The sequence below is a fragment of the Rhizobium rhizogenes NBRC 13257 genome (assembly GCF_000696095.1).
GTDB lineage: Bacteria > Pseudomonadota > Alphaproteobacteria > Rhizobiales > Rhizobiaceae > Rhizobium > Rhizobium rhizogenes.
Genome location: NZ_BAYX01000004.1, coordinates 439,943 through 465,181, shown reverse-complemented (window position 1 = coordinate 465,181; position 25,239 = coordinate 439,943). Strand labels below are relative to the sequence as shown.

General features: G+C 61.4%; 28 protein-coding genes. 17 read left to right on the top strand and 11 right to left on the bottom strand.

Annotated elements, in window-relative coordinates; translation table 11 throughout:
- Positions 1–121: 121 nt before the first annotated feature.
- Positions 122–1,000, top strand: a complete 879-nt coding sequence (locus tag RRH01S_RS11715; protein ID WP_007693639.1) for a 3-hydroxybutyryl-CoA dehydrogenase — start codon at positions 122–124, stop codon at positions 998–1,000.
- A gap of 232 nt (positions 1,001–1,232) precedes the next feature.
- Here the strand turns inward: RRH01S_RS11715 and tlpA are convergent, their stop codons facing one another.
- Complete coding sequence (tlpA, locus tag RRH01S_RS11710) at positions 1,233–1,898, bottom strand: thiol:disulfide interchange protein TlpA (protein ID WP_012652569.1); 666 nt, start codon at positions 1,896–1,898, stop codon at positions 1,233–1,235.
- A gap of 23 nt (positions 1,899–1,921) precedes the next feature.
- Here tlpA and argH point away from each other — a divergent pair, with 23 nt between their 5' ends.
- The 4 genes from argH to RRH01S_RS11690 all read left to right on the top strand — a co-directional run bounded on the left by argH (position 1,922) and on the right by RRH01S_RS11690 (position 7,910).
- Complete coding sequence (gene argH / locus RRH01S_RS11705) at positions 1,922–3,322, top strand: argininosuccinate lyase (RefSeq protein WP_034521553.1); 1,401 nt, start codon at positions 1,922–1,924, stop codon at positions 3,320–3,322.
- A gap of 99 nt (positions 3,323–3,421) precedes the next feature.
- Complete coding sequence (gene lptM / locus RRH01S_RS11700; protein ID WP_007693633.1) at positions 3,422–3,616, top strand: LPS translocon maturation chaperone LptM; 195 nt, start codon at positions 3,422–3,424, stop codon at positions 3,614–3,616.
- A gap of 13 nt (positions 3,617–3,629) precedes the next feature.
- On the top strand, positions 3,630–4,901 hold the full coding sequence (gene lysA / locus RRH01S_RS11695; RefSeq protein WP_007693631.1) for a diaminopimelate decarboxylase: 1,272 nt from the start codon (positions 3,630–3,632) through the stop codon (positions 4,899–4,901).
- Positions 4,902–5,150: 249 nt separating this feature from the next.
- Complete coding sequence (locus RRH01S_RS11690; RefSeq protein WP_034521556.1) at positions 5,151–7,910, top strand: TIGR02302 family protein; 2,760 nt, start codon at positions 5,151–5,153, stop codon at positions 7,908–7,910.
- Between the two features lie 52 nt (positions 7,911–7,962).
- Here RRH01S_RS11690 and RRH01S_RS11685 read toward each other — a convergent pair whose 3' ends face one another.
- The 3 genes from RRH01S_RS11685 to RRH01S_RS11675 all read right to left on the bottom strand — a co-directional run bounded on the left by RRH01S_RS11685 (position 7,963) and on the right by RRH01S_RS11675 (position 9,790).
- Positions 7,963–8,322: a response regulator gene (locus tag RRH01S_RS11685; RefSeq protein WP_007693627.1), complete on the bottom strand. Its 360-nt coding sequence runs from the start codon at positions 8,320–8,322 to the stop codon at positions 7,963–7,965.
- Positions 8,323–8,502: 180 nt separating this feature from the next.
- On the bottom strand, positions 8,503–9,051 hold the full coding sequence (hpt, locus tag RRH01S_RS11680) for a hypoxanthine phosphoribosyltransferase (protein ID WP_034521559.1): 549 nt from the start codon (positions 9,049–9,051) through the stop codon (positions 8,503–8,505).
- Between the two features lie 88 nt (positions 9,052–9,139).
- Entirely contained in the window at positions 9,140–9,790 is a 651-nt protein-coding gene (locus RRH01S_RS11675; RefSeq protein ID WP_034521564.1) for a hypothetical protein, read from the bottom strand.
- 210 nt (positions 9,791–10,000) lie between these two features.
- Here RRH01S_RS11675 and ftsE point away from each other — a divergent pair, with 210 nt between their 5' ends.
- The 4 genes from ftsE (at position 10,001) to RRH01S_RS11655 (ending at position 13,390) form a co-directional block, all read left to right on the top strand.
- Complete coding sequence (ftsE, locus tag RRH01S_RS11670) at positions 10,001–10,660, top strand: cell division ATP-binding protein FtsE (RefSeq protein ID WP_007693621.1); 660 nt, start codon at positions 10,001–10,003, stop codon at positions 10,658–10,660.
- Positions 10,653–11,699 (top strand): cell division protein FtsX, encoded by a 1,047-nt coding sequence (locus RRH01S_RS11665; protein WP_080705428.1) that lies wholly within the window; start codon positions 10,653–10,655, stop codon positions 11,697–11,699. Before ftsE ends, RRH01S_RS11665 begins: the two co-directional genes overlap by 8 nt.
- An 84-nt stretch (positions 11,700–11,783) precedes the next feature.
- Positions 11,784–12,491, top strand: coding sequence for a YdcF family protein (locus tag RRH01S_RS11660; protein WP_042471825.1), 708 nt, complete (start codon positions 11,784–11,786; stop codon positions 12,489–12,491).
- Positions 12,492–12,589: 98 nt separating this feature from the next.
- The gene (locus RRH01S_RS11655; protein ID WP_012652577.1) at positions 12,590–13,390 is read left to right on the top strand and encodes a lysophospholipid acyltransferase family protein; all 801 of its coding nucleotides are present in this window, start codon (positions 12,590–12,592) and stop codon (positions 13,388–13,390) included.
- Here RRH01S_RS11655 and RRH01S_RS11650 read toward each other — a convergent pair.
- Positions 13,387–13,920, bottom strand: a complete 534-nt coding sequence (locus tag RRH01S_RS11650; protein ID WP_012652578.1) for a gamma-glutamylcyclotransferase — start codon at positions 13,918–13,920, stop codon at positions 13,387–13,389. The two genes, RRH01S_RS11655 and RRH01S_RS11650, sit on opposite strands and share 4 nt — an antisense overlap.
- A 51-nt stretch (positions 13,921–13,971) precedes the next feature.
- Between RRH01S_RS11650 and RRH01S_RS11645 the strand changes: the two genes are divergently transcribed.
- From RRH01S_RS11645 to RRH01S_RS11635, 3 genes are all read left to right on the top strand, one after another.
- A complete protein-coding gene (locus RRH01S_RS11645) occupies positions 13,972–14,985 on the top strand; it encodes a DUF2125 domain-containing protein (RefSeq protein WP_034521567.1) in 1,014 nt (337 codons plus the stop codon).
- Positions 14,986–15,062: 77 nt separating this feature from the next.
- Complete coding sequence (locus tag RRH01S_RS11640; protein WP_012652580.1) at positions 15,063–15,311, top strand: type II toxin-antitoxin system Phd/YefM family antitoxin; 249 nt, start codon at positions 15,063–15,065, stop codon at positions 15,309–15,311.
- Positions 15,301–15,582: a type II toxin-antitoxin system RelE family toxin gene (locus RRH01S_RS11635; protein WP_012652581.1), complete on the top strand. Its 282-nt coding sequence runs from the start codon at positions 15,301–15,303 to the stop codon at positions 15,580–15,582. Before RRH01S_RS11640 ends, RRH01S_RS11635 begins: the two co-directional genes overlap by 11 nt.
- A 46-nt stretch (positions 15,583–15,628) precedes the next feature.
- Here the strand turns inward: RRH01S_RS11635 and RRH01S_RS11630 are convergent, their stop codons facing one another.
- The 3 genes from RRH01S_RS11630 to RRH01S_RS11620 form a co-directional block, all read right to left on the bottom strand.
- On the bottom strand, positions 15,629–16,558 hold the full coding sequence (locus RRH01S_RS11630) for a prephenate/arogenate dehydrogenase family protein (protein WP_034521570.1): 930 nt from the start codon (positions 16,556–16,558) through the stop codon (positions 15,629–15,631).
- Entirely contained in the window at positions 16,555–17,664 is a 1,110-nt protein-coding gene (gene hisC, locus RRH01S_RS11625) for a histidinol-phosphate transaminase (protein WP_012652583.1), read from the bottom strand. The genes RRH01S_RS11630 and hisC overlap by 4 nt, the downstream gene beginning before the upstream one ends.
- A gap of 103 nt (positions 17,665–17,767) precedes the next feature.
- Positions 17,768–18,547: a class I SAM-dependent methyltransferase gene (locus tag RRH01S_RS11620; protein ID WP_007693610.1), complete on the bottom strand. Its 780-nt coding sequence runs from the start codon at positions 18,545–18,547 to the stop codon at positions 17,768–17,770.
- A 55-nt stretch (positions 18,548–18,602) separates the two neighbouring features.
- On the opposite strand from RRH01S_RS11620, the gene gloB reads away from it, so the two are divergent.
- The 3 genes from gloB (at position 18,603) to RRH01S_RS11605 (ending at position 21,088) form a co-directional block, all read left to right on the top strand.
- Positions 18,603–19,373 (top strand): hydroxyacylglutathione hydrolase, encoded by a 771-nt coding sequence (gloB, locus tag RRH01S_RS11615; protein WP_007693609.1) that lies wholly within the window; start codon positions 18,603–18,605, stop codon positions 19,371–19,373.
- Complete coding sequence (locus tag RRH01S_RS11610) at positions 19,373–19,798, top strand: cupin domain-containing protein (protein WP_034521573.1); 426 nt, start codon at positions 19,373–19,375, stop codon at positions 19,796–19,798. Before gloB ends, RRH01S_RS11610 begins: the two co-directional genes overlap by 1 nt.
- Positions 19,799–19,930: 132 nt before the next feature.
- Positions 19,931–21,088, top strand: coding sequence for an esterase (locus tag RRH01S_RS11605; RefSeq protein WP_034521576.1), 1,158 nt, complete (start codon positions 19,931–19,933; stop codon positions 21,086–21,088).
- Between the two features lie 30 nt (positions 21,089–21,118).
- On the opposite strand, the gene yddG is transcribed toward RRH01S_RS11605, so the two are convergent.
- Both yddG and RRH01S_RS11595 read right to left on the bottom strand, forming a co-directional pair.
- Entirely contained in the window at positions 21,119–22,018 is a 900-nt protein-coding gene (gene yddG / locus RRH01S_RS11600) for an aromatic amino acid exporter YddG (RefSeq protein ID WP_034521580.1), read from the bottom strand.
- A gap of 47 nt (positions 22,019–22,065) precedes the next feature.
- Positions 22,066–22,842 (bottom strand): DUF3108 domain-containing protein, encoded by a 777-nt coding sequence (locus RRH01S_RS11595; protein ID WP_012652588.1) that lies wholly within the window; start codon positions 22,840–22,842, stop codon positions 22,066–22,068.
- A gap of 244 nt (positions 22,843–23,086) precedes the next feature.
- Between RRH01S_RS11595 and rpmB the strand changes: the two genes are divergently transcribed.
- Complete coding sequence (gene rpmB / locus RRH01S_RS11590; protein ID WP_007693604.1) at positions 23,087–23,392, top strand: 50S ribosomal protein L28; 306 nt, start codon at positions 23,087–23,089, stop codon at positions 23,390–23,392.
- Positions 23,393–23,508: 116 nt separating this feature from the next.
- Positions 23,509–24,147 carry a queuosine precursor transporter gene (locus tag RRH01S_RS11585; RefSeq protein ID WP_034521583.1) on the top strand — a complete coding sequence of 213 codons (639 nt, stop codon included), beginning with the start codon at positions 23,509–23,511 and terminating at the stop codon, positions 24,145–24,147.
- A 49-nt stretch (positions 24,148–24,196) separates the two neighbouring features.
- Here RRH01S_RS11585 and RRH01S_RS11580 read toward each other — a convergent pair whose 3' ends face one another.
- Positions 24,197–25,213: an esterase-like activity of phytase family protein gene (locus RRH01S_RS11580; protein WP_034521586.1), complete on the bottom strand. Its 1,017-nt coding sequence runs from the start codon at positions 25,211–25,213 to the stop codon at positions 24,197–24,199.
- Positions 25,214–25,239: the final 26 nt, after the last annotated feature.

Sequence of the window (25,239 nt, the reverse complement as noted above, 5' to 3'; positions counted from 1 at the left end):
AAAGACTGGAAAATTGTCCTTTATGGGTCTATCAATCTTGCCGGGCTAGAAATAGTCCGGCAAATTTATGACGAAAAGCATGGCGCGCCGCCGAGAACGCGCCGCCCCGGGGGAGTTGGCAATGAGTTCGCTGAAGACGATCGGTATTATCGGAGCGGGCCAGATGGGCTGCGGCATTGCCCACGTATCCGCCATGGCCGGTTATAAGGTGCATATCTACGATCTCTCGCAGGAACGCATCGAAAGCGGCCTTGCCACCATCAACGGCAACCTTGCCCGCCAGGTCTCCTCCGGCAAGATGACCGACGAGGAACGCAAGGCGGCGCTGGCGCTGATATCGGGCTCTTCCGACCTCAACGATCTCGCCCAGGTGGACCTCGCCATCGAGGCCGCGACAGAGGACGAAAGCGTCAAGCGCAAGATCTACGCTCAGATTTGTCCGATCCTGAAGCCCGAGGCGATGCTCGCCACCAATACCTCATCGCTGTCGATCACCCGGCTCGCCTCCGCGACCGACCGGCCGGAACGCTTCATGGGCATCCACTTCATGAACCCGGTGCCGGTGATGAAGCTCGTCGAGCTGGTGCGCGGCATCGCCACCGAGGAAACGACCTTCTCCGCTGCCAAGGAATATGTCAGCTCGCTGGACAAGACGATCACGGTGGCCGAAGACTTCCCGGCCTTCATCGTCAACCGCATCCTGCTGCCAATGATCAACGAGGCGATCTACACGCTTTACGAAGGCGTCGGCACCGTCGATGCCATCGACACCGCCATGAAGCTCGGCGCCAATCACCCGATGGGGCCGTTGCAGCTTGCCGATTTCATCGGCCTCGACACCTGCCTGTCGATCATGCAGGTCCTGCATGACGGCCTGGCGGACTCGAAATACCGCCCCTGCCCGCTGCTGGTGAAATATGTCGAAGCCGGCTGGCTCGGCCGCAAGTCCGGTCGCGGCTTCTACGATTATCGCGGCGAAGTGCCAGTTCCGACACGGTAACTTTTACGGTGGCCTCCGGGCCGACCCTCGTGGTTCGAGGCCCTGCCGCCACCGCTACGCTCTGGCGTCAGCGCACCTCACCATGAGGGTGGAGCAAAGCCACCCGCCAACCGAACGGATGGTGTTGAAACCAGCGGAAATTTCATCAAGCGTAACGGGTTAGCCCTCACCCTGAGGTGGGAGTGCAGCGACCCTCGAAGGGCGAGGGCGGATGTTCAGGCAACCAGACCGCTCAAATCCCCACCGCCGCCTTGATCAGATTTTTCGCATCGTCGCTGTCCCACGCCGCCGGGCCGTTCATGGCTGAGACGAGGCAGCCCTTGCCGTCGATCAGCAGTGTCACCGGCAGACCGAAGGCCAGGCCCTGTTTCTTCAGCGCATTGAAGACGCCCATGGTGCTGTCGCGATAATAGCCAAGCTTGTCGATGCCGTAATCGGTGCGAAACGCTTTCGGCTTCTCATCGTCTCCAGTGTCGATATTGACCGCGACAACCTCGAACTTGTCGTTGCCCATGCTCTTCTCCAGCGCGTTCAAGGCCGGCATTTCCTCGCGGCAGGGCACGCACCAGGTCGCCCAGACATTGAGCAGCAGCGTCTTGCCGGAGAAATTGGCGATCGACAGCGGCTGGCCGTCCGCTCCCTTGAAGGAGACGTCGTGCAGTGAGATCGGCGTCTGCGGCGCGGCCATGGCGGCCACTTGTCCCTTGGTGAAGGGCGTCAGGGCCGCGGCGCGATCCTTGGCCGTTTCGCATTGTCCGGAGGAGGCCGTTTCACCAATACCATTGCCATACCCCGCCTCCTTCACGTATACCGCTGCCGCACCGGCGACGACCCCGGCGACGGCGGCAAGCAGGACAAGTTTCACGGACGGCAGACCAAACGGCTTCTTCGCTGTCATTACATTCTCCAGGTAGGCATCTCATGGCTGACGGCACGGACACCAAATCCTCCAACCAGATGTGGGGCGGACGTTTCGCCTCCGGCCCCGCGGCCATCATGGAGGAGATAAATGCATCGATCGGTTTCGACAAGAAGCTGTTTGCACAGGATATCCGCGGCTCCATCGCCCATGCCACCATGCTTGCCCATCAAGGCATCATTTCAACCGAGGATAAAGACAAGATCGTTCACGGGCTGAACACGATCCTGTCAGAGATCGAAGCCGGGAATTTCGAATTCTCCCGCAGCCTCGAAGACATCCATATGAACGTCGAGTCGCGGCTTGCGGCCCTGATCGGTCCGGCCGCCGGACGGCTGCACACGGCCCGTTCGCGCAACGACCAGGTGGCGCTCGATTTCCGCCTCTGGGTCAAGGAAGAGCTTCAGAAATGCGAACAGGCGCTGACCGGCCTGATCGCCGCCTTCCTCGACCGCGCCGAGGAGCACGCCGACACCGTCATGCCCGGCTTCACCCATCTGCAGACCGCGCAGCCGGTCACCTTCGGCCACCATTGCATGGCCTATGTCGAGATGTTCGGCCGTGACCGTTCGCGCGTGCGCCATGCCATCGAGCATATGGATGAATCGCCGATCGGCGCTGCCGCCCTTGCCGGCACAGGCTTCCCGATCGATCGCCACATGACGGCCAAGGCGCTCGGCTTCCGCGAGCCGACCCGCAACTCGATCGACACCGTCTCCGACCGTGACTTCGCCATCGAGTTCCTGTCGATCGCCGCTATCGCCGGCATGCACCTGTCGCGGCTGGCCGAAGAAATCGTCATCTGGTCGACGCCGCAATTCGGCTTCGTTCGCCTCTCCGACGCCTTCTCCACAGGCTCGTCGATCATGCCGCAGAAGAAGAACCCGGACGCGGCCGAACTGGTGCGCGCCAAGACCGGCCGCATCAATGGCTCGCTGGTGGCGCTCCTGACCATCATGAAGGGCCTGCCGCTGGCCTATTCCAAGGATATGCAGGAAGACAAGGAACAGGTCTTCGACGCCGCCGAAAGCCTGGAACTGGCGATCGCCGCCATGACCGGCATGGTGCGCGACATGACGATCAATGCCGCCCGCATGAAGGCCGCCGCCGGATCCGGCTATTCGACCGCGACCGACCTTGCCGACTGGCTGGTGCGCGAGGCAGGTCTGCCCTTCCGCGACGCCCATCATGTCACCGGACGCGCCGTGGCGCTTGCCGAGAGCAAGTCCTGCGATCTCGCCGAACTGTCGCTGGAAGATCTGCAGGCAATCCACCCTGCGATCACCGACAAGATCTTCGACGTCCTGACGGTCGAAGCCTCGGTCGCCAGCCGCAAGAGCTTCGGCGGCACGGCGCCGTCGGAAGTGCGCAAACAGATCGCTTTCTGGCGCGCCCGCAACTGAGACAATCGCCGGAAACCACACTCTAACAATCAGGGTGCACAAGGCGCGGAAACTTCGCTATGAAGATTGCTTCCGCGTTTGCCGCCCAAGAGGATTTCGATGCAGATCAACATGCCGCATATCATCCGCCTGACCGTCGTCCTTTCGGTCATCGGCCTTGCCGTCGTCGGATGTGGCCGCAAGGGCGATCTCGATCCGCCGAGCGCTGCGGCGACCAAGGGCGGCGACGTCTCCAAGCCGACGAAACAGCCAGGCACCGAGGACAAGAAGTTCCTCCTCGATCCGCTTCTCTAAGCAGGCCGCGACCGTGAACCATTTCCAGTACCGCGACGGCATTCTCTACGCGGAGGACGTTCCCGTTCCCGAAATCGCCAAGGCGGTCGGAACGCCCTTCTACGTCTATTCGACGGCAACGCTCGAGCGGCACTACCGCGTCTTTTCCGAAGCCTTCAGCGATGTCGACGCCATGGTCTGCTACGCGATGAAGGCCAATTCCAACCAGGCGGTGCTGAAGACGCTTGGCCGTCTCGGCGCCGGTGTCGACGTCGTCTCCGTCGGCGAGCTGCAGCGCGCCCTTGCCGCCGGCATCCCGGCAAACCGCATCATGTTCTCCGGCGTCGGCAAAACCGCGCAGGAAATGGATGTCGCGCTCGAAGCCGGCATCTATTGCTTCAACGTCGAATCCGAGCCGGAACTGGAAGTGCTGAACCAGCGCGCCGTCCGCGCCGGCAAGATCGCCCCTGTCTCCTTCCGCATCAATCCCGACGTCGATGCCCGTACCCATGCGAAGATTTCGACCGGCAAGAAGGAAAACAAGTTCGGCATATCCTGGGAACGCGCCCGCACCGTTTATGCCCGCGCCGCCAATCTGCCGGGTATCGACGCCACCGGCATCGACATGCATATCGGCAGCCAGATCACCGAGCTGCAGCCCTTCGAGGATGCCTTCAAGCTGCTGCGCGAACTCGTCGAGACGCTGCGCGGCGACGGCCATGACATCCACCATGTCGATATCGGCGGTGGCCTCGGCATTCCCTATCGCGACGACAATACCCCGCCGCCGCTACCCGACGCCTATGCCCATATCGTCAAGGATCAGCTGCGCGGCCTGAACTGCAAGATCGTCACCGAGCCCGGCCGCCTCATTGTCGGCAATGCCGGCATCCTGGTGACGGAAGTCATCTATGTGAAGGACGGCGGCAACAAGAGCTTCGTCATCGTCGACGCCGCCATGAACGACCTGATCCGCCCGACGCTCTACGAGGCCTATCACGAGATCCGCCCCGTCGAGATCACCGCGGCCAATGCACCGCGCATCAAGGCCGATATCGTCGGCCCGGTCTGCGAAACCGGCGATTATCTGGCGCTCGATCGCGAAATGGCGATGCCGAAGCCCGGCGATCTCCTGGCCGTCAGCTCCGGCGGCGCTTATGGCGCGGTCCAGGCCGGCACCTATAACAGCCGGCTTCTGGTGCCCGAAGTGCTGGTCAAGGGCAGCGATTTCCACGTCATTCGTCCGCGCCGGACCTATGAAGAGCTGATCGGCCTCGATTCGATTCCCGCCTGGCTCAGCGCATAACCCCGAAAGTCGGAATCGATTTTCGGACAGGATTATGCGCCGGCTTCATCGCGCGGCTTAATCACGTTTAAGCGAAATCCGACGAAAAAATGGCCTTTGGCGCCGCTTGCTCTCGTCTTCGCCACAAAGAATGTTATCTTTCCATGACAGGCGTCTCGCCGGGCGCTGTAAACTTGGGCGTGTGAGACGCCCCGCCATTTCCAATGGGCAGATAGCCATCCACGTCAGATCGGGGAGAAAACCGGACCGATGACCAGCCCAAGCAACCCCAAGAAGGGCGCTTTCGCCAGCCGTCCGGCGCTGGCACGGCTGGTTGCGGTCAAACGTCTCTTCGCACGGCTGGTGCTGGTGTGCGAGCAGATCCTGCCCCTGCTGCTGCTACCGCTATCGATCCTTGCCCTTTTCCTTTCGGCCGCCTGGTTCGGCATATTCCGCATCGCGCCGGATATGCTGCGCCTAGCCTTGCTTGCTGCGTTTGCCATCACCTTCGCAGCCGCCTGCTTCCCCTTCCGCCGCCTGCGCTGGCCGACCGTCGGTGAAGCCGACCGGATGCTGGAGGAGCGCAACGGTCTCCCCCACCAGCCGGTCACCGTGCAGGAAGACGAGCCGGCTTTCGACACGCCCTTTGCCCGGGCGCTGTGGCGGGAGCACCAGACCCGCATGGCGGCGCGCATCGCGGCGCTGGACGCCGGCTTCCCCCGCCCGGATATTGCCCGCTACGACCGCTTTGCGCTGCGCACCATTCCGGCGCTGCTGCTGGTGACGGCTTTCAGCTTCTCCATGTCCAACAGCGGCGGCTCGCTGAGCGATGCCTTCCTCGCGCCTGCCATCACGTCGAACAATCCTGATGTCCGCGTCGACGCCTGGGTGACGCCGCCCTATTACACCGGCGAAGCGCCGATCTACCTGACCGGCAATGCCGCCAACGCCGGCGACAGCGTCAACGTCCCGCAATTCTCCGAGCTCACCGTGCGCGTCACCGGCGCCTCCGCGGATGAGAAAGCGCTGTTCAAGCCCGCCGACAGCGACACCAGCACCGAAATCCCCGAACAGGTCGCCGACGCCGGCAAGCAGGCACCGGCAAATGGCGATACGACCGCGCCCACCGCGCAACCCGTCGCCGACACCGCTTCGCCGCCCGCGGCGCCCGGCACGGCTGCAATGGTTGCTCGCACCCATGTGCAGAAGCTGGAAAAGGGCGGCAAACTGACGGTCAACGGCAAGTCCTGGTCCTTCAATGTCGTCGTCGACAAGCCACCGGAAATCGCCTTCGACGGCATTCCGCATGCCACCGCCAACGGCTCGCTCGAAATCGGCTTCAAGGTGAAGGACGATTATGGCGTCGAGGAAGCCCGTGCCGAGATCATGCCCGTCGATGCCGATCCGCAGGCCACCCCGCTCTATGGCCTACCGGAATACAAGCTGGAGATCTCGCGTCGCGACCGCCGTGACGGCAAGGGACTGACGAGCCGCGATCTGACGCAGGATCCGCTTGCCGGCAAGAAGGTGCACATCACCCTCGTCGCACGCGACGGCGCCGGCCAGACCGGCCGCAGCGCGCCCTATGAGATGACCCTGCCCTCGCGCAACTTCGGCCAGCCGCTCGCCGCCGCCGTCGCCGAGGAACGTCAGGTTTTCGCGCTCGATACCCGCAAGATGCCGGAGGCGATCGAACTCAACAAGTCGCTGACGATCCGTCCGGACGAGACGATCCCCGATCTCGGCAATTACCTGCTGATCAAATCGGCACTGACGCGCATGAAGCTCGCCGGCGGCGATGCCGCGTTGAAGGATACTGCCGACTATCTCTGGCAGATCGCGCTCGGCATGGAAGACGCACAGCTGACCGACGCGGAGAAGGCGCTCCGCGACGCGCAGCAGAAGCTCTCCGATGCCCTACAGCGCAATGCGCCCGACGCGGAAATCAAGAAATTGATGGATGAGCTGCGCAAGGCGATGGGCGACTATATGAAGGAGCTCGCCGAGCGCATGAAGAACATGCCGGCGCAGCCCAACCAGAAGTCGGCCAATATCCTGCGCCAGCAGGATTTGCAGCGGATGATGGACCAGATCGAGAATCTTGCCCGCTCCGGCAACCGCCAGGCGGCACAGCAGATGCTGTCCGAGCTGCAGCAGATGATGAACAACCTGCAGGCAGGCCGCCCGCAACGTGACCAGAACCAGCAGCAGGGCCAGGCAAACGACAAGATGCGCCAGCAGATGGACAAGCTCGGCCGCATCCTGCGCGACCAGCAGAAACTGATGGAGCAGACCTTCAAGCTCGACCAGACCATGCGCGACCGCATGCAGCGCGGCGATCCCAACGAGGACGGCGACGACGCGCTCAACCAGCCGATGCCGGGTCTGGACGATCCGCAGCAGCCGGACATGGGTCAGCAGGACCAGAACCAGCGGCCGGGCCAGAACCAGCAGGGCCAGCAGCAGCCGGGTCAGAAGCAGGGCGACAACGAGACGGACGGGATGACCGCCGACCAGTTGCGCGATGCGCTTAAGCAATTGCGCCAGCAGCAGGATGATCTCGGAAAACAACTCGGCGAGCTGCAAAAGGAACTCGGCTCCATGGGCATGAAGCCGAACCAGAATTACGGCAAGGCGCAGCAGGAGATGAAGGGTGCGGCCGGCGAGCTCGGCCAGGGCAATGGCGAGACCGCCGTGCAAGGCCAGGGCCGTGCGCTCGACGCTCTGCGCAAGGGCACGCGCGATATGATGAACCAGCTCATGGCGCAGATGCAACAGCAGGGCCAAGGCCAGGGCCAACAGCAAGGTCAGGCCGGCCAGGGCAACCAGAACGGCCGCGACCCACTTGGCCGTCTGCGCGACGGCCCCCCCGGAATATTCGATGAAACGAACGAGAACAAAATACCGAAAATCATCGATGCGCAGCGCGCCCGTGAAATTCTCGACGCCATCCGCGAGCGCCTGAGCAACAATCCGTCACTGTCCGACGAACGGAACTATCTGGAACGCCTGCTCGATATGAGGCAGTAGGCTTGTATCGCCTTCGCCACTGTAGGCGAAGGCCCCCCTTCGATAGCGCCGATCAGGCTGCCAGAGCGCGGGCAACCGCCTTGCGGATATCCGGCAGAGCGAAGGGTTTGGAGACGACATCGACGATCTTTTCCATGAGGTCGTCGGCACGTTCGCGCTGCTCGGCATAACCGGTCATCAGCAGGATCTTCATACCGGGGCAGGTCGAGGCCGCCTGGTGCGCCAGCTCGATGCCGTCCATCACCGGCATGCGGATATCGGAGAGCAGCAGGTCGTAGACGCCCTGCTTCAGTTTTTCCAGACCTTCGGCGCCGTCGGCCGCCTCTTCAGTCTCGTGGCCATCCAGGCGCAGCGCCCGGGCGACAAAGGTGCGAAGAGAGTCCTCGTCTTCCGTGATCAGAATTCTTGCCATGGTCTATGCTCCGTGGTCCGTCATGTTCCGAGATCGAAATCACCAGAATTCCGTTTGCGATCGGTAAACGACGGAGGTGCAATCCCGTCCCGTGGTTAACGGTTCGTCATCGCTGGAGCATATTGAGACAGTCTGTCGGAGCGCCGGATTAACCTGGAATCGGCGCCCCACGAACCAAAGCTATTCGCCGGCGTCGCCGGTCACAACGCCCACGAAGGGTAGCTCGCGGAAGGCATAGGCGACATCCATGCCATAGCCGACGACGAAATAATCGGGGCATTCGAAGCCGACATAATCGGCCTCCAGCTCTTCCTGGCGCTTGACGCTCTTATCGAGCAGCACGGCGAGCGAGACGTTGCGGGCGCCGCGCTCATAGAGCAGTTCCTTGGCGAAACGCAGGGTCCGACCGGATTCCAGGATATCGTCGACCAACAGCACGTCGCGATCCCTAACGTCGCTGTCGATGTCCTTGACGATGCGAACGCCCTGGGACGTCGTGCCCGCGCCGTAGCTCGAGAGCGTGATGAATTCGACTTCCGGTGCAAGCCCGGTGTCGTGCAGCGCACGCAGCAGGTCGGCCGCGAAAATGAACGAGCCCTTGAGGATGGCGATGACGAGGAGATCCTTCGTCGGCCCGCTGGCGATCTGCGCCGCCAAAACCTTGTTACGCTCGGCGATCTGCTCGGCGGTGAAAAGCGGCTCGATATTCTTCCCGCGTACGACAGGCATTGATTGGCATGCTCCATGGCTGTGCTGCGGCACTTGTCCGCTGATCAAGCCCTAGCCCGTAGCACAATCACAAGAGCCGACACACCCCCTAAGGCATGAAGGAAAGCCGAACATCCGGCGTTTTTCCACCGGGATGCTGCAATCTGGTAGAAAAACCACGGCTTTCATGCGGCCCTATACGGTCCACGGGCGGGTTCACCACGACGCTGGTCAGCAACTGATCGCCGGAGAAGATATCGGCGCGCACCGGCGACACTGTCAGCGTGGCGCCTGTCTGGTTCTCGATGATGCCGTTGACGGTCAGCACCCGCATGCCGTTCTCGTCGCGCGGCGTCAGCGTCACATGAGTAAATTGCAGCGGTTCCGACGTTGCCTGCGCCGGCGTGCCGGACAATCCGGAAAAGCCGCCGGCAAGACCGAAAACCAAGATCGCGAGCGCTGCGATCAGCGCCACGAAACTGCGCCGCGATGCCCGCTGCAGCCATCCCTCGGCAAGACGCAAGCCTGTCATCGCGCGAACGTGAACGGCCCCCGGAGCCGGCCGGGGCTGCGGTCTTGCGCGGCTGCCCTTCTCGTGATTGCCGTTGGCGCGGCCGGGAATAACGGTCACGAACTCGGCGTCGACAATATCCGGCTTCGATCCGAAACGATGGGATAGTTGCGAAGCCGCTGCGCGTTCGGGCGGAAGCAGGTCATAGACCAGCCCCGCCTGCTGCCGACGGTGGCGAAAAGCACCCATGACGACCTCCCTTTCCGGTGATCCACATGGTTTCCACGCCCATCTGAATTCTGGGCATTGAAACGAATCCTGCCCAGTCGTAAATTTTAATGGTTAATGCTTCGCAAAGACCGCCATGAATGGGGCGCCTTCCCAGCAAAATTTACCGTCCGTTAACGCAATTGGTTAACAAGTCGCCTGATTGAACACCGCGGAAGACTGGACTGCCCGTTGATCCATTTTGAGAACGTCGGTTTGCGCTATGGCATGGGTCCGGAAATCCTCCGCGACCTGACCTTCGACATTCCGAAGAAATCGTTCCAGTTCCTGACAGGCCCCTCCGGCGCCGGCAAGACGACCTTGCTGCGCCTGCTGTTTATGTCGCTGCAGCCGACCCGCGGGCTGATCCGCATGTTCGACCGCGAAATCTCCTCGATCCCGCGCAACGAGCTACCGCTGTTGCGCCGTCGCGTCGGCATCGTCTTTCAGGATTTCCGTCTGCTCGACCATCTGACGACCTATGAGAACGTCGCCCTTCCCCTTCGTGTGCGCGGCAAGGACGAGAGCTCCTATCGCAACGACGTGCTGGAATTGCTGAAATGGGTCGGTCTCGGCGAGCGCATCAATGTGCTGCCGCCGGTTCTGTCGGGCGGCGAGAAGCAGCGCGCCGCCATCGCCCGCGCGCTGATCGACCGGCCGGAAATCCTGCTTGCCGACGAGCCGACCGGCAATGTCGATCCGCCGATGGCGCGACGACTGCTCAACCTGTTTCTCGAGCTCAATCGCCTCGGCACGGCCGTCGTCATCGCCACGCACGACCTGACGTTGATGGATCAGGTCGAAGCCCGGCGCATGATCCTGTCGGGAGGGCATCTCGATATCTATGACTGAGCCCACACCCCGCAGGAGCCCCGCCAATGCGAGGGCTGCTGGCAACACGCAAAGACCCACGACCACGCCGCCCGAGAAGAGACGGCCGGAGATGCGCGTGCGCCCGACAGGGCCGATCGTGCCCTCCTCCAACATCCAGGGCAATGCGCTGATCGTCGTCATCGCCATCATGGCGTTCCTCGCCTGCCTGACGCTCGGCGCCGTCAGCATGGTGCGCTCGACGGCGGCGAGCTGGGAGAGCCAGATCGCCCGCGAGATCACCATCCAGATCAAGCCGGACGACAATCTCGACATGGACAAGGCGCTTATCAGCGCCCGCGATATCGCGCTTGGCTTCGTCGGCACAAAGAGCGGCCAGATCGTCGACGAGGCGGCGACCGCCCGCCTGCTCGAGCCCTGGCTCGGCTCCGGCCTCGACCTTAAGGAACTGCCCGTCCCACGCCTAGTGATCATCACCATCGACGAGACGCACCCGCCGGATTTCGAGGCGATGCGCAGCCTCCTCAAAGGAGAGATTCCGCAGGCGACGCTGGACGACCATCGCACCTGGGTCGACCGGCTGGTCTCGATGGCGCACACCACCGTCCTCATCGGCACCGGCATCCTGCTGCTGGTCTTCACCGCCATGGTGCTGACCGTTGTCTTCGCCACCCGCGGCGCGCTCTCGGGCAACCGTCACATTGTCGAGGTGCTGCATTTCGTCGGCGCCGAGAGTACTTTCGTCGCCAACGAGTTCCAGAAGCATTTTTTGAAGATCAGCCTGAAGGGCTCCGCCGCTGGCAGCGCGCTTGCCGCCCTGTTCTTCGCCACCGCCGGCCTTCTGCAACGAAGCACGATCGCCACGCCGCAGACCGATCAGGCGACCGCCCTCTTCGGTACGTTCTCGGTCGGTACTCTGGGCTATCTTGGCATTCTCGCGACCATGCTCATCATAGCCTTGCTCACCACGGTCACGGCGCGCTTCACCGTCATGCGTACGATCGACGAGATCGATTTGGTTCGTTCCGACCCAGGAAGGGCCGAAAATGTACAGAATTGACGCTTTGGTAGTTATTTTTTACGGTTCAATGGCCCGTTCCTTGCCGCATTTCGGGTATAATAACGAATCATGAGCATGGACCTGATGAGTCGCAAGGCTGTGAGTTCTCAATCGTTGTGGGAGCGCTTCCACAGCGACAGGCCTGTGCGGCGCAGCTTTTTCCGCCGTTTTCTGCGCTGGGGTGGCTTTGCCTTCGTCTTCCTCGTCGCTATCGTTTTCGGCGGCTTCCTGCATTTTGCCGATTCGATCACCACGTTGAAGCCACCGCTGGAGCCGAAGGCGGATGCGATTATCGTTCTGACCGGCGGCTACCAGCGCATAGACCAGGCCGTGGAGCTGCTGCGCACCGGTGCCGGCAACCGGCTCCTGATCTCCGGCGCGCATCCGACGACGACGCCGTCGCAAATCCGCAAGCTGACGCAGAGCCCCGCCAACCTCTTCAATTGCTGTGTCGATATCGGCTACGACGCCATCGACACCATCGGCAATGCCCGCGAGGCGGCGAAATGGATCCACGCCAGAGGCTACAAGAGCATACTAGTGGTGACCAACAACTATCATATGCCGCGCAGCCTGGCGGAGCTTAAATATGTCGATCCGGCCACGGACTTCATTCCCTATCCGGTGGTCAATTCCGACCTCAAGACCAAGAACTGGTTCACGGATCCCAACGCGCTGCGTACCATGATCTATGAATACGCTAAGGTTCTTCTGGCTGGCGCCCGCAATATCACCGGTCTAGGGCGTCCGCTTGGTCTGCGCTCGCAAGAACAGAGCGACGATCCGGACTGAGATGCCGGGTGGCCTGCGGGCCGACTTTTTATTGACAGCGTAATCGTGTAGGCAAGGCTTCGAATGCTGGCGGAAGCCGGCGTATTGGGAAAGCCTTGATGATCACGCTGCGTTCGATCCTGTTCAATATCGCCTTTTATGCCAATCTGATCATTCGCATGATCGTGCTCACGCCGATCTATTTCCTGATGCCGCGCAAGGCCGCCTATGCGATCCCCAAGGCCTGGGCAAAATCCAGCGTCTGGCTGATGGAAAAAATCGTCGGCACCACCTTCGAGATCGAAGGCCTGGAGAATATCCCCAAAGGCAGCTACATCTTCGCGCCGAAGCACCAGTCCTTCTGGGACACGTTTGCGCTGCTGCCCTATCTCGACGATCCGGTCTACATTCTGAAGCGCGAGCTGATGTGGATTCCGCTGTTCGGCTGGTATGCGAAAAAGCAACGCATGATCCCTGTCGATCGCAGCGCCCGCGGCAAGGTGATGTTCGACGTGCTGAAACGCACGCGGGAGGAACTCTCGACCGGCCGCCAGCTGATCATCTACCCCGAGGGAACCCGCCGCCCGCCGGGCGCCGAGCCCGTCTACAAATATGGCATCGCCCGCATGTATCGCGACCTGGATATCCCGGTCGTCGCGGTCGCCATGCATCCAGGCCTGTTCTGGCCACGCCGCACCTTCCGCAAATATCCCGGCCACTTCAAGGTCCGCATCCTGCCGCCGATCCAGCCGGGCATGGACCCGGACTCCTTCTTCGAACGGCTGGTTCAGGAAACGGAGAAGGCAAGCGACGAGCTGCTGGTAGAAACCATCGCCAGCAACCCAAATCTACCCGTGCCGCCGACAGCCGCACAGCGTCTGGCTGACATCAGTAAGGCCAAGGTGGCGGCAGCGGGTTAAGACGCTTCCCGCATCCGCTCGATCTCGCCGGCGACCTGCTCCAGCCATTGGTCACGAATGCCCATCTCGCGCAGATGCGCCAGCGTATTGAAGACATAGGCATCGTTCGGTCCGGATTGGCCGACCGCCGATTCGACGATATGGGCCGCATCGATGGCGTCCAGGCCGCCGGCATATTGCCGGTGGTCGCGGTCAACAATATAGGCGACGGCGGTCACCCGCCGGCCATCGGCAAGGCGGATCGCCAAGGTCCTTTCCAGATAGACATGGGTAACCAGCTCGCGCTCGCGCAGATAGGTCAGCACCTCCTCCCATTCGGCGGCAGCCACACGAAAGGCCATGCCGCGGCAGGAACCACCGCGATCGAGACCCAGCACCAGCCCGGGGCTTGCCTCCGTGCCGCGATGGACCCAGGAATGAACGCAAAGGGAGCGGCGATAGCCGAAAATCAGCGCCTCTGATTTTTCGACATGACTAAACCCCGGATTCCACATGAGCGATCCGTAGCCAAATACCCAAAATTCGTCCATATCCAACGCCAAATCACTGTGACCACATCAGTTCAACCATTGGAGAACAACATGGCAGCGTCAAGCCAGAGCGTCACATCCGGCAGAGGCAAAAGCATTTGGCTCATCGGATTGGGGCTGATCGTGATCCTTGCCGGGCTTTACACCGGCGGCTGGTACTATGCGACGACGATGGTGAGGGCAAACGTGCTGAAGGCGCTCGGCCAGCAGAACGACACCGGCATTTCAGGCCAATGCGCCGACATGGCCTTCAGCGGCTTTCCTTTCTCGATCGGCCTCTCCTGCTCCAAGGTAAGCGTCGATAACCAGACCAAGGGCGTTTCCACCGCCTTCGGCAACCTCCAAGCCTCGGCGCCGGTCTATCAGCCGAACCATATCGCCTGGACGCTCAAATCACCGACGGAATTGCGCACCGCGCAAGGCCTGACCATCTCGGCCGCATGGACCGACCTCCAATCCAATCTCGTCGCCAAGGGTCGCGGCATCGAACAGAGCCAGATCGTCATCGACGGGCTGAAGGCCAGCATCGTCTCTTCCTCCACCGGCCAGAGCGCCGATGTGACCGCCGATCATACCGAGATGCATGCGCGCCAGAATGGCGACGATCTGGAACTGGCGATCGGCATCGAAAACGCCAACGCCACTATCAAGGATTTCCCGCAAGTCCTGCCGACGGCCTCGACAAGCGCCAATGTCACGCTGACCGGCAAGGCCGGCATGCTCGACGGCAGCGACAGCAACGGTCTTCATGGTGCCGCCGGCGTACTGCATCAGGCTGTCATCGATATCGGCGATGGCCGCGTTATGACCCTCTCCGGGCCTTTCAATTTCGATGATCAGGGCCTGCTGTCCGGCCAGTTCAAGCTGGAGATCAATCAGATCGGCCCCTGGGGCGATAGCCTGAAGGCAACGATCCCCGCCGCTAAGAATATCGTCAACACCGCCACCAAGCTGCTGAAGGCGCTCGCCAGCGGCGGCGACAAGGTCTCCGTCGACCTCACCGCCGATCGCGGCCGCCTTTCCCTCAGCGGCTTCATCCCGCTCGGGAAGATCCCACCGATTTGACCTCGATCATCGATCCCTTGAAGAGACCAGTTAAAAGCGCTATTTAAAGTGCTATTAAAAGATCCCTCGAGGGTACGATGACAAATGTAATTCTCGCTGAAGTGACCGCCAGCGTATCGGAATTGAAAAAGAACCCAATGGGAACCGTGGCAGCCGGCGAAGGGGCGACGGTTGCTATTCTCAACAGGAATGCGCCTGCATTCTATTGTGTCCCGGCCCGCCTCTATGAAGCGATGCTGGATCGTCTTGAGGATATGGAACTCAACGCCATCGCCGACGCGCGTGCGGGCGAGCCCATCATCAAGGTCAAGCTGGATGACCTATGAGCTGGGCTTTCTGCATGCCGCTTTAAAAGAGTGGCGAAAGCTCGATGCCAATACGCGGGAGCAATTTAAGAAGAAGCTTGCCGAGCGCTGCGAAAACCCGCGAGTACCGTCCGCCAAACTTTTCGGAAGCAAAGACCGGTACAAGATCAAATTGCGCGGCGTCGGCTATCGGCTTGTCTATGAAGTTCGCGACGAGCAGCTCGTGATTATCGTCGTGGCTGTCGGGAAGAGAGAGCGAAACGAAGTTTATAGAGCTGCAGATAGGCGCTGAGCCTTAATCTGCAGTGACGCTCGCCCTGCCCTCATCTGACTGGAACTTACTTCTTCCCATCCAGCGCGTGACGGCCAAAGTCCGGGGTATCGACATCCTGGCCAGCCTCGACGATCGAGCGGCGGATGGCGCGGGTGCGGCTGAAGAGTTCGAAGATCTTGTCGCCTTCGCCCCAACGGATCGCCCGCTGTAGGGAAGACAGATCTTCCGAGAAGCGCGACAGCATTTCCAGAATGGCATCGCGATTGTGCAGGCAGATATCGCGCCACATGGTCGGATCGGACGCGGCCAATCGCGTGAAATCGCGGAAGCCGGAGGCGGAATATTTGATCACTTCCGATTCCGTCACCGTCTCCAGATCGTCCGCCGTGCCGACAATGTTGTAGGCAATCAGATGCGGCAGATGCGAGACAATCGCCAGCACCTTGTCATGATGAGCGGCATCCATTTCGTCGACGCGCGAGCCGAGGCTTTCCCAGAAATGGCGAAGCCTCTTGATCGCCTGTTCATCCGTGCCGGGAATCGGCGTGAAGATGCACCAGCGGCCCTCGAACAGCCCGGCAAAACCGGCGTCAGGCCCGGACTTCTCTGTGCCTGCAATGGGATGGCCGGGGATGAAATACACGTTGTCGGGCATATGCGGCTGCATCTGCGCGATGACTGAGGCCTTGGTCGAGCCGACATCGGTGACGATGGCACCGGGCTTTAGATGCGCGGCAATCTCCTTGGCGACGCTTTCGGAAGCACCGACCGGCACGGAGACGATGACGAGATCGGCATCCTTGACCGCATCGGCCGACGACGGCGTGTAGCGGTCGCCGAGCTTCAGTTCCTCGGCACGCTTCAGCGTCTCGGCGCTGCGCGTCGCGATCACCACTTCCTTGGCAAGGCCGAGGCGCTTGATATCATGGGCGATCGAAGAGCCGATCAGCCCGATGCCGATCAGCGCGATCCGGTCGAACTGGATGCTGCTCATGCCTTGCGACCCATAAATTCAGTCAGCACATCGATGAAACCGAGATTGGCCTCTTCCGTGCCGATGCTGATGCGCAGCGAATTCGGGAAGCCGTAAGACCGCACCGCGCGCACGATGTAACCGCGGCTGGTCAGGAAATCATCGGCCTCAGTCGCGCGCTTGCCATCGACATCGGGGAAGTGGACGAGGACGAAATTGGCGACCGACGGTGTCACCTTGAGGCCGATCGCCTCGAGCGCCTGCGTCACCTTGTCGAGCCAGAGCGTATTGAACGCCACTGCCTTTTCCGTGAAAGCCTGGTCGCGAACGGCGGCAGCGCCAGCTGCAATGGCGCCGGCATTCATGTTGAACGGGCCGCGAACGCGGTTCAGCGCATCGATGATGTCGGCAGGCGCGTAGACCCAGCCGACGCGCAATGCCGCCAGGCCGTAGACCTTGGAGAAGGTTCGGGTCATGACGACATTGGGGTTCGCGGAAACAAGCTCGAGACCGGCCTCGTAATCGTTGCGGCGCACATATTCGGCATAGGCAGCGTCGAGCACGAGAATGACATGCTTCGGCAGGCTCGCCTGCAAGCGACGGATTTCGCTGACCGGGACATAGGTGCCGGTCGGATTGCCCGGATTGGCGATGAAGACCATCTTGGTCTTCTCGGTGACGGCGGCGAGGATCGCGTCGACGTCGACCGTGCAGTCCTTTTCCTTCACCGTGACCGGGCTCGCACCGGCAGCCATGATCTGGATCTTGTAGACCAGGAAACCATGCTCGGTGATGACGGCCTCGTCGCCGGCGCCGAGATAGACATGGCAGAGCAGGCCAAGCAGCTCGTCGGACCCATTGCCGCAGAGGATATTGGCCGGGTTCAAACCATGGACATCAGCGATCGCCTGGCGCAATTCCTTGGCCTGTCCGTCCGGATAGCGCTCCAGATTCGTCGCCGTTTCCCGGAAAGCTTCGATGGCCTTGGGGCTCGCGCCAAGCGGCGTCTCATTGGAGGAAAGCTTGAACACCCGCGCCACGCCCGGCGCATGCTCCTTGCCCGGCACATAGGCAGCAATATCGAGAATGCCGGGACGCGGGACGGGCTTGTTCATTTCCATGCTCATGGGATCGACCTTGGGAAGCGCCGGAAAACTCCGGCTTTAAACACCCCGTCGCATTAAAGCGGATTGACGAATTTGTCGAGTGTTTGCACGGCAGGAGATGGCGTCACACGCCATCGCGCGTCGTCGGTATGCCGCGCGGCGCCAGCACCGGCACGAAGACGCGACGGGAGGCGCGCACGGCAACCGGCAGACCCTGATAGAGCCGCTTCTGCGCCTCGACGATGATGACACCGGAAAAGGCCGGCCAGAGCGTGCGCCCGACCCGCTCGAAAGCGCGCCTGAGGCTCAGGACCGTGCGCAGCTTCGAGGGCGGAAAGAGCAACGCTTCAGCAGTCGCCCCCGGCGTGAAATTGGTCTCGCGCAAAAGCGAGGTAAGCTGGCCACGCGAATAGGGCCGGCCGGAGCCGAAGGGCGTATGCTCCATGCGTGCCCAGACGCCTCTGCGGTTCGGCACGACGATGACAAGGCGGCCGCCGGGCGCCAGCACTCGCCACAACTCCTTTAGCGTCTCGCGCGGGCTCTCGGCGAATTCCAGCGAATGCACCATCAGCACCCGGTCAATGGAGCTGTCCGGCAGCGGCAATTCCTCATCGAAGATCAGTGCCGTCGAGGACGCCGAATCCATCGGCCAGTTCACCGCCCCCTGCCCCGCCGGCATGAAGGCGAAGGTGCGCTCGGTGTCTGCGCGGAAGCGGTCGAGATAGGGAACGGCATAGCCGAGGCCGACAAGACGCTCCTCGGGCAGACGCGCCCAGATCGAGGACAGCGCCATGGTAATAGACTGCTCTGCCAAGCGACCGAGCTCGGAATGATAGAATTGGCGGAGGTCGACGATATCGGCGTGCATTGCCTCAAATGTTATCAGCCGAGCGTTGGACTTCAAGGCCGAACCGCCTACATTTCGAATCAACCCCCGTGAAATAAGGATGATGTCGACCATGAAACCTTTGGAATTAGAGGTATTTCTCTGCCGCTCCGATAATTTCGGCGTCCTCGTCCATGACCCCGAAACCGGCTATACCGCCTCGATCGACGCCCCGGAGGCCGGCCCTATTCTGGCGGCTGCCAAGCGCCGCGGCTGGACGATCACCCATATCCTCACCACCCATCACCACACCGACCATGTCGACGCCAATCTGGCACTGAAGGAGCAGTTCGGCTGCGAGATCATCGGCCCGATCGGTGAGGCCGTTGCCATTCCCGGTCTCGACCGCGCCTATGGCGACGGCGATAGCTTCGAGTTCGGCAATCATACCGTCGACGTCATCGAGACGCCCGGCCACACCGCCGGCCATATCTGTTACCACTTCGTCGACGACAAGCTGCTGTTTGCCGCCGACACGCTGTTCGCGCTCGGCTGCGGCAGGTTGTTCGAACGCCCGGCAATGGACATGTGGGCATCGTTGCAGAAACTTGCGGTATTGCCGGATGAAACAGCAATCTATTTCGGCCACGAATATACGCTGTCCAATGCCCGCTTCGCGTTGACGATCGACCCGGACAACGAACGGCTGAAAAGCCGTGCCGCCGATATCGAGGCGCTGCGGGCCGCGGGCAAATTCACCATTCCAACGACGCTGGCGCTGGAGAAGGAAACCAACCCCTTCCTGCGCGCCGCCGATCCGTCGATCCGCCGGCATCTCCTGATGGAAAGCCGCAGCAACGAAGAGGTCTTTACCGAGATCCGCAAGCGCAAGGATAATTTCTGATGCAGCCGCAAGAGATCATCGAGGCGCTGTCCATGCAGCGGCATCCGGAAGGCGGCTGGTATGTGCAGACATTCCGGGACGATCACGGCGGCGCGCGCGGCCATTCCACCGCGATCTACTACCTGCTGCAGGCGGGCGAACGCTCGCATTGGCATCGGGTGCACGATGCGGCCGAGGTCTGGCACTATTATGCTGGCGCACCGCTCGCCCTGCACCGCTCGGCCGATGGCAAGACGAGCGAGACCATCATCCTTGGCATTGACCTTCCGAAAGGCGAGCGCCCGCAGGCGATCATTCCCGCCGACTGGTGGCAATCCGCCGAAAGCCTGGGGGACTTCACCCTGGTCGGTTGCACGGTGGCGCCAGGTTTTGAATTTTCCAGTTTCGAAATGGCGCCCCCGGACTGGAAGCCCGTTTCGTCCTAAACATTTTACCATTCACCGACACGATAAGCGGCCCAGGACCGCTGCGTGCACCTGCCGCCTTGAAAAACCTTCGCGCTGTGTCAGCTTTACACCGGGAGAGAGACTATTGATTCATTCGGAGGAGGTTTTCTGGTGCGTTTGTTATTTCCCTTGTTCGTCGTGGCAGGCTGCGTCATGAGTGTTCCCGCCCTAGCCCTTGATGCCCCCGCCTCGCCGCCGGCGGATCGGCCGTTGAAGGAATTCGTCACCTCCGTCGAAAAAGACGGCTCGATCACCTTCCGGCTCTATGCCCCCTCCGCCAAGGCCGTGTCCGTCGTCCTCGGCTCGCGCGATCCAGTCGCGCTGCAACGTAGCGACGATGGCGTATGGAGTGCCAAGAGCGAACCGCTGAAACCCAATCTCTATGAATATTATTTCAACATCGACGGCTTCCGCAGCATCGACACCGGCGCCAATGCGCCCAAGCCGCAGCGGCAGGTGAATACCAGCCTCATTCTGGTGCCCGGCAGCATCCTCGACACCCGCAATGTTGCGCATGGCGACCTCAGGCTGGTGACGCTGCATTCCAAGGCGCTGAATTCCGAGCGGCAGATGTATGTCTATACGCCACCCGGCTACACCGATGCCTCAAAGCCGCTGCCGGTCGTCTATCTCTATCACGGCTTCGGCGACACGGTCGGCTCCTGGGTAACGCAGGGTCGCGCACCGCAGATCCTCGACAATCTTCTGGCGGAAAAGAAGATCGAGCCGATGATCGTTGTCATTCCCGACACGGAAACCGATATTCCCGATGCAATCGCCGAGAACTTCCCTGGCGCCGACCGCCGCAAGAATTTCTATCCGATCAACGCCGACGCAGCCGACCGGGAGCTGACCCAGGACCTCATCCCCTACATGAAGAAGCACTATCGGGTGCGCGACAATGCCGACGGGCGCGCCGTCGTGGGCCTGTCGCAGGGCGGATATCAGGCGCTTGTCTCCGGCCTCTCGCATCTCGGCACCTTCGGCTGGGTTGCGACCTTCAGTGGGGTTTCAACGACCACCGTGCCGAACAAGGCCGTTGATGCCGCGCTGAACGATCCCGCCAAGATCAACAAGGCGTTGCGCGGCTTCACGGTGACGGTCGGCTCGAAGGACCAGGTCACCGGCAAGGACATTGCCGGGCTCAAGGCAACCCTGGACGAAAAGAAGATTGCCCACGACTATCACGAATATCCGGACCTCCAGCATGAGATGGATGTCTGGCGGCCATCGCTGGTGGCGTTTCTGGAGAAGGTCTTCAAGAAATAGCACGGTCCGCTTCGGGCGCGTAAACTACACCTATTCCGCTACTTCCGCCTGCGCCGCCCCACCACTATCGCGGCGCAGGATCATCCGGTGCGCGGCAAGAACCGCGCCGCCGGTGACCAGCAGGCAAGCAAGCGCAATACCCCAGCTCGGCTCAGCAAAACCAAAAAGCGTCAGGATCAGCGTTGATAGCAGCGGCGCGGCATAGCTCGCCGCGCCAAGAATCTGGATATCGCCGTTCTTGACGCCGTAATCCCAAGCATAGAAGGCGGCCCCGACCGGGAAGAGCCCGAGCCCCAGCACCGCTGTCCACTGCGATGCCGTTTCCGGCCAGATCGTGTCCTCCAGGCCGAGATGGCACACCAGGGAAAGGGCCGAGGTCACCATGCAAAAGATCGTCACGACATCGGTCGACACCGCCTCAAACCGACGGGTGATCAGCGAATAGCCGGACCAAGTGAAGGCGCAGAGGAAGGCAGCGCCATAGCCGATGGCGTATGCGCCTTCGAAATGAAATCCGTTGCGGCCGACGATCAGCACCGTGCCGGCAAGACCCATCAGAGCGCCGACCATGTGATACCAGCGCAGCCGCTCGCCCGGCAAAAGTGCCGAGCCGACAACGATCAGCAGCGGCCAGAGATAGGCGATCAGCCCGGCCTCAACCGCCGGTGCCTGACGCAACGCCGTAAAATAGAGGAAATGATAGCCGAACAGCCCGGCAATGCCGGTGATCCACACCTTGGCCGGCTGGTGCAGCAGTTTTAGGCGCTCAGGCTTCAGCGCGAGAACGACGATGCCCGGGATACTGCCGATGGCAAAACAGATGGCGAGCAGCTGAAACGGCGGCATTTTGCCGGACGCCACCGTCAGCAGCGCCAGAAACGACCACATCAGGATGGCCGTGAACCCCGTCAATGTCGCTCGAAACCTCACCCCTGCCCCCACGGTCTGTTGCAGCGGGCGTCAGCATCGAAAGCCCGCTAGCTGCCGTATTTCACGGCAGTGATCGTCACGGTCCCATATTGGGTCGGGATGCGAACGTAAACCGGAGCATATACATTCATGACCTCGGCCTTGGCAAACCAGATCTCCATCCCGTCGCTCTTGGCGAGATAGAGATAGTCCTTGCGCGTTGACTTATAACCGCTCTTCGGCGTGAAGCGGACGCCGCAGGCGATCGTCTTGCCCTTGAAACCATCCGTCGAGAAGGGGTGCGACCCCTTCGGCGACAGTTTCAGATCCATCCGCATTTCGCCGTCGAAGACGGACAGCGTCTGGTTGCAGAGGTTGAGATTGGGGGTCGCCGGGAAAATCATGCCGGAAATCGGGTCAAGAACCGATTTCAGATCGCCGCCGCCAAGCGGAATCCAGCTCGCCGGCCGATTCGGTTCCGGCGTGATGCTGTTCGAGGTCACATTGCCGTCGGTATAGGCGACGTCATAGGTGCGCTCCCGTTTGCCGCTCTTGTAGTAGAGCGTGTAATGCGTCGCCTGCAGCCTGCTGTCGCCGACCACGCCGGTCACATCGGTTCTCGCATCGATCGAGGTAACGAGATCGGCAAGACCCGACGAGGTAATATCGCCTCGGATGGTGAACTGCTTGTCCTTGACCTCGGTCTTGAAATCCGCCCTGGCGATCGGAAGACCGGCGAGCGAGACGCGGTACTGGGTCTCATGCCGCACCGGATCGGCCGATGCCGACAGGGGCATCGACGCTACCAGGGCCGAAACAAAGAGCCACTTCCGAAAATGAATCATCACCGAAGCCTTCAACAAACAACAAAGAGCAGGCAAGATATATAGGCGCTTTATGTGCTCACTGCGACCACCAGAAAATAGCAGCTTTTTGACGGAATTGCGGGAAAGCTCAAGGTTTGGCTTGACGCGGACGGCTGCTCTGACTATAGAACCGCAACTTTCCAATTATGGCCTGTTGGATTGCGCGCTGGGTTTTGCCCGGAACGACTTTTCAGCGGCCGAGAAAAACAAAAGTAGGTGTTCCATGTCCCGCATGTGCGAATTGACCGGCAAGGCCGTCCTCGTGGGCAACAATGTCAGCCACGCCAACAACAAGACCAAGCGTCGGTTCCTTCCGAACCTCTGCCAGGTCACGTTGATCTCTGACGTTCTTGGCCAGCGTTATCGTCTGCGCGTTTCCGCTGCAGGCCTCCGTTCGGTCGAGCATCGTGGCGGCCTCGACGCTTTCCTTCTGAAGGCCAGCGAAAACGAGCTCAGCCAGCGTGCGCGCCTGCTGCGCCGCCAGATCATCAAGAAGACCGCCGAAGCCGCTGCTGCCGTAGCCGCTTAAGCTTTAGCACTTCTGACTAGCATACGGGCTGAGAGGCTTGCACGGATCATCTCCGGGCAAGCCTTTTCCCATGTCCGGTTTTCACTCCAACTGGTGGCATCTCCCAGGATAAAAAAATGCTTATGAAATCGCGCCATACCTTGATCTACGTTCTGCTGATGACGCTTGTCGTCGTCGCCTCGAACATCCTCGTGCAGTATCCGCTGCAGGCAACACTCGCCGGCATCAATCTTGCCGACATCCTGACCTGGGGTGCTTTCACCTATCCCGTCGCCTTCCTGATCACCGACCTGACCAATCGCCAGTTCGGGCCGAAGGCTGCGCGCAAGGTGGTGTTCGCCGGCTTCGTCGTCGGTGTCGCACTCTCCTTCGTCACCGCCCAGCCGCGCATCGCGATTGCCTCCGGCTCCGCCTATCTCGCCGGCCAGCTTCTCGACATCTCCGTATTCAACCGCCTGCGCCGCATGGCCTGGTGGCGCGCGCCGCTGTTCGGTTCGCTGATCGGCTCGATGCTCGACACCCTGATCTTCTTCTCCTTCGCCTTCGCGCCGTGGTTCGTCTTCTTCGGTCCGAACGATCCCTTCGCCATCGACTGGGCGCCGATTCTTGGCGTGTTTTCCACCTCGGCTCCGCGCTGGATCTCCTGGGCGATCGGCGATTTCTCGGTGAAGGTGACGGTCGGCCTCATCATGCTGCTGCCCTACGGCGCGCTGATGAACATGCTGAAGCCGATCCCGCAGGCGCCGACTGCGTAAGCATCAGCCATAATAGGCCGATGGAAGCCCGCGCAAGACGCGGGCTTTTTCAATTTTGGCTGACCAGCCTCTCGTCGTGCAGCCGGAATTCCAGCATCAGGCTTCGCTGCAGGATCGAATGATTGTCGTCGGAGACCATGATCAGATGGATCGTGCCGTCGGCCGCGCGGAAGGCGTCCAGCCCTTCCATATTGTCGATCTGGTAAGTGGAATTGGCTTCGAAGATGACGGTGCCGTCCACGACCGCGCCCGGCCTAATATCGCTGCCGGCAATACGGCGGATACGCACACCGATACCATGCGCCAGATCGAAACGCCGCTCCAACAGCAACAGATCGCCATCCGGCAGGAACACGCCGTCGCTGGCGTCGAAATCGTCGCTATGCCTCACGGCGAAGCGGCCCTTCAGAGGCCCATCCAGGATCGCCGCCAGCATATTGCCCTGATCATCCAGGCTGTCCTCCGCGACGATTACCGCAGCACCCGCAAGCGGGCTCGATTGCGGCGCGATCACCAGGGCTTCAAGGCTGCGGTTGGCACGCAATTCCTTTCTCGGGATGAGAATCGGAATGCTGCTATTGGGCGGCGATGTCTCGAAGCCGGGATCGGGATAGGCATCGACCCGGTGATACTGCTCATAGCTGACGAGCACATGGTCGCCCTTAAGCGCCAGCCCCTCCGCGTCCATCGCGCCCTTGCCGGCATCCGTCATACCGCGGCGGTCGATCATCGGCATGATGCGCGCATCGGCGATGCCCTTCAGCCTGCCATCCTCGTCGCGCTCGATGGTCCCGGTCAGCCAGTGGCCGGTATCCAGCACTGAGATGAAACGGCGTTGATCGGGTCGGAAACGGATGGCGGAGATGGCGCCGAGAAGCGGATTGCTCGAGCTAAGCTCAAGACCGCCCAGGAATTCGAGCGCGCCGAATCGGGTCAGCCCGGAACCGGCCTTGAATGCGGAGATCGCCGTCGCGTGGATCTCCGCCGGGCCGCCTTCCGGCGTATCCACGGCGGCGCAGCCGGCGAGCAGCATCACAAGCATGGTCGCGCGGCAGAAACGTTTCATGGGCTCTCACGGGGCCTACGGGATCA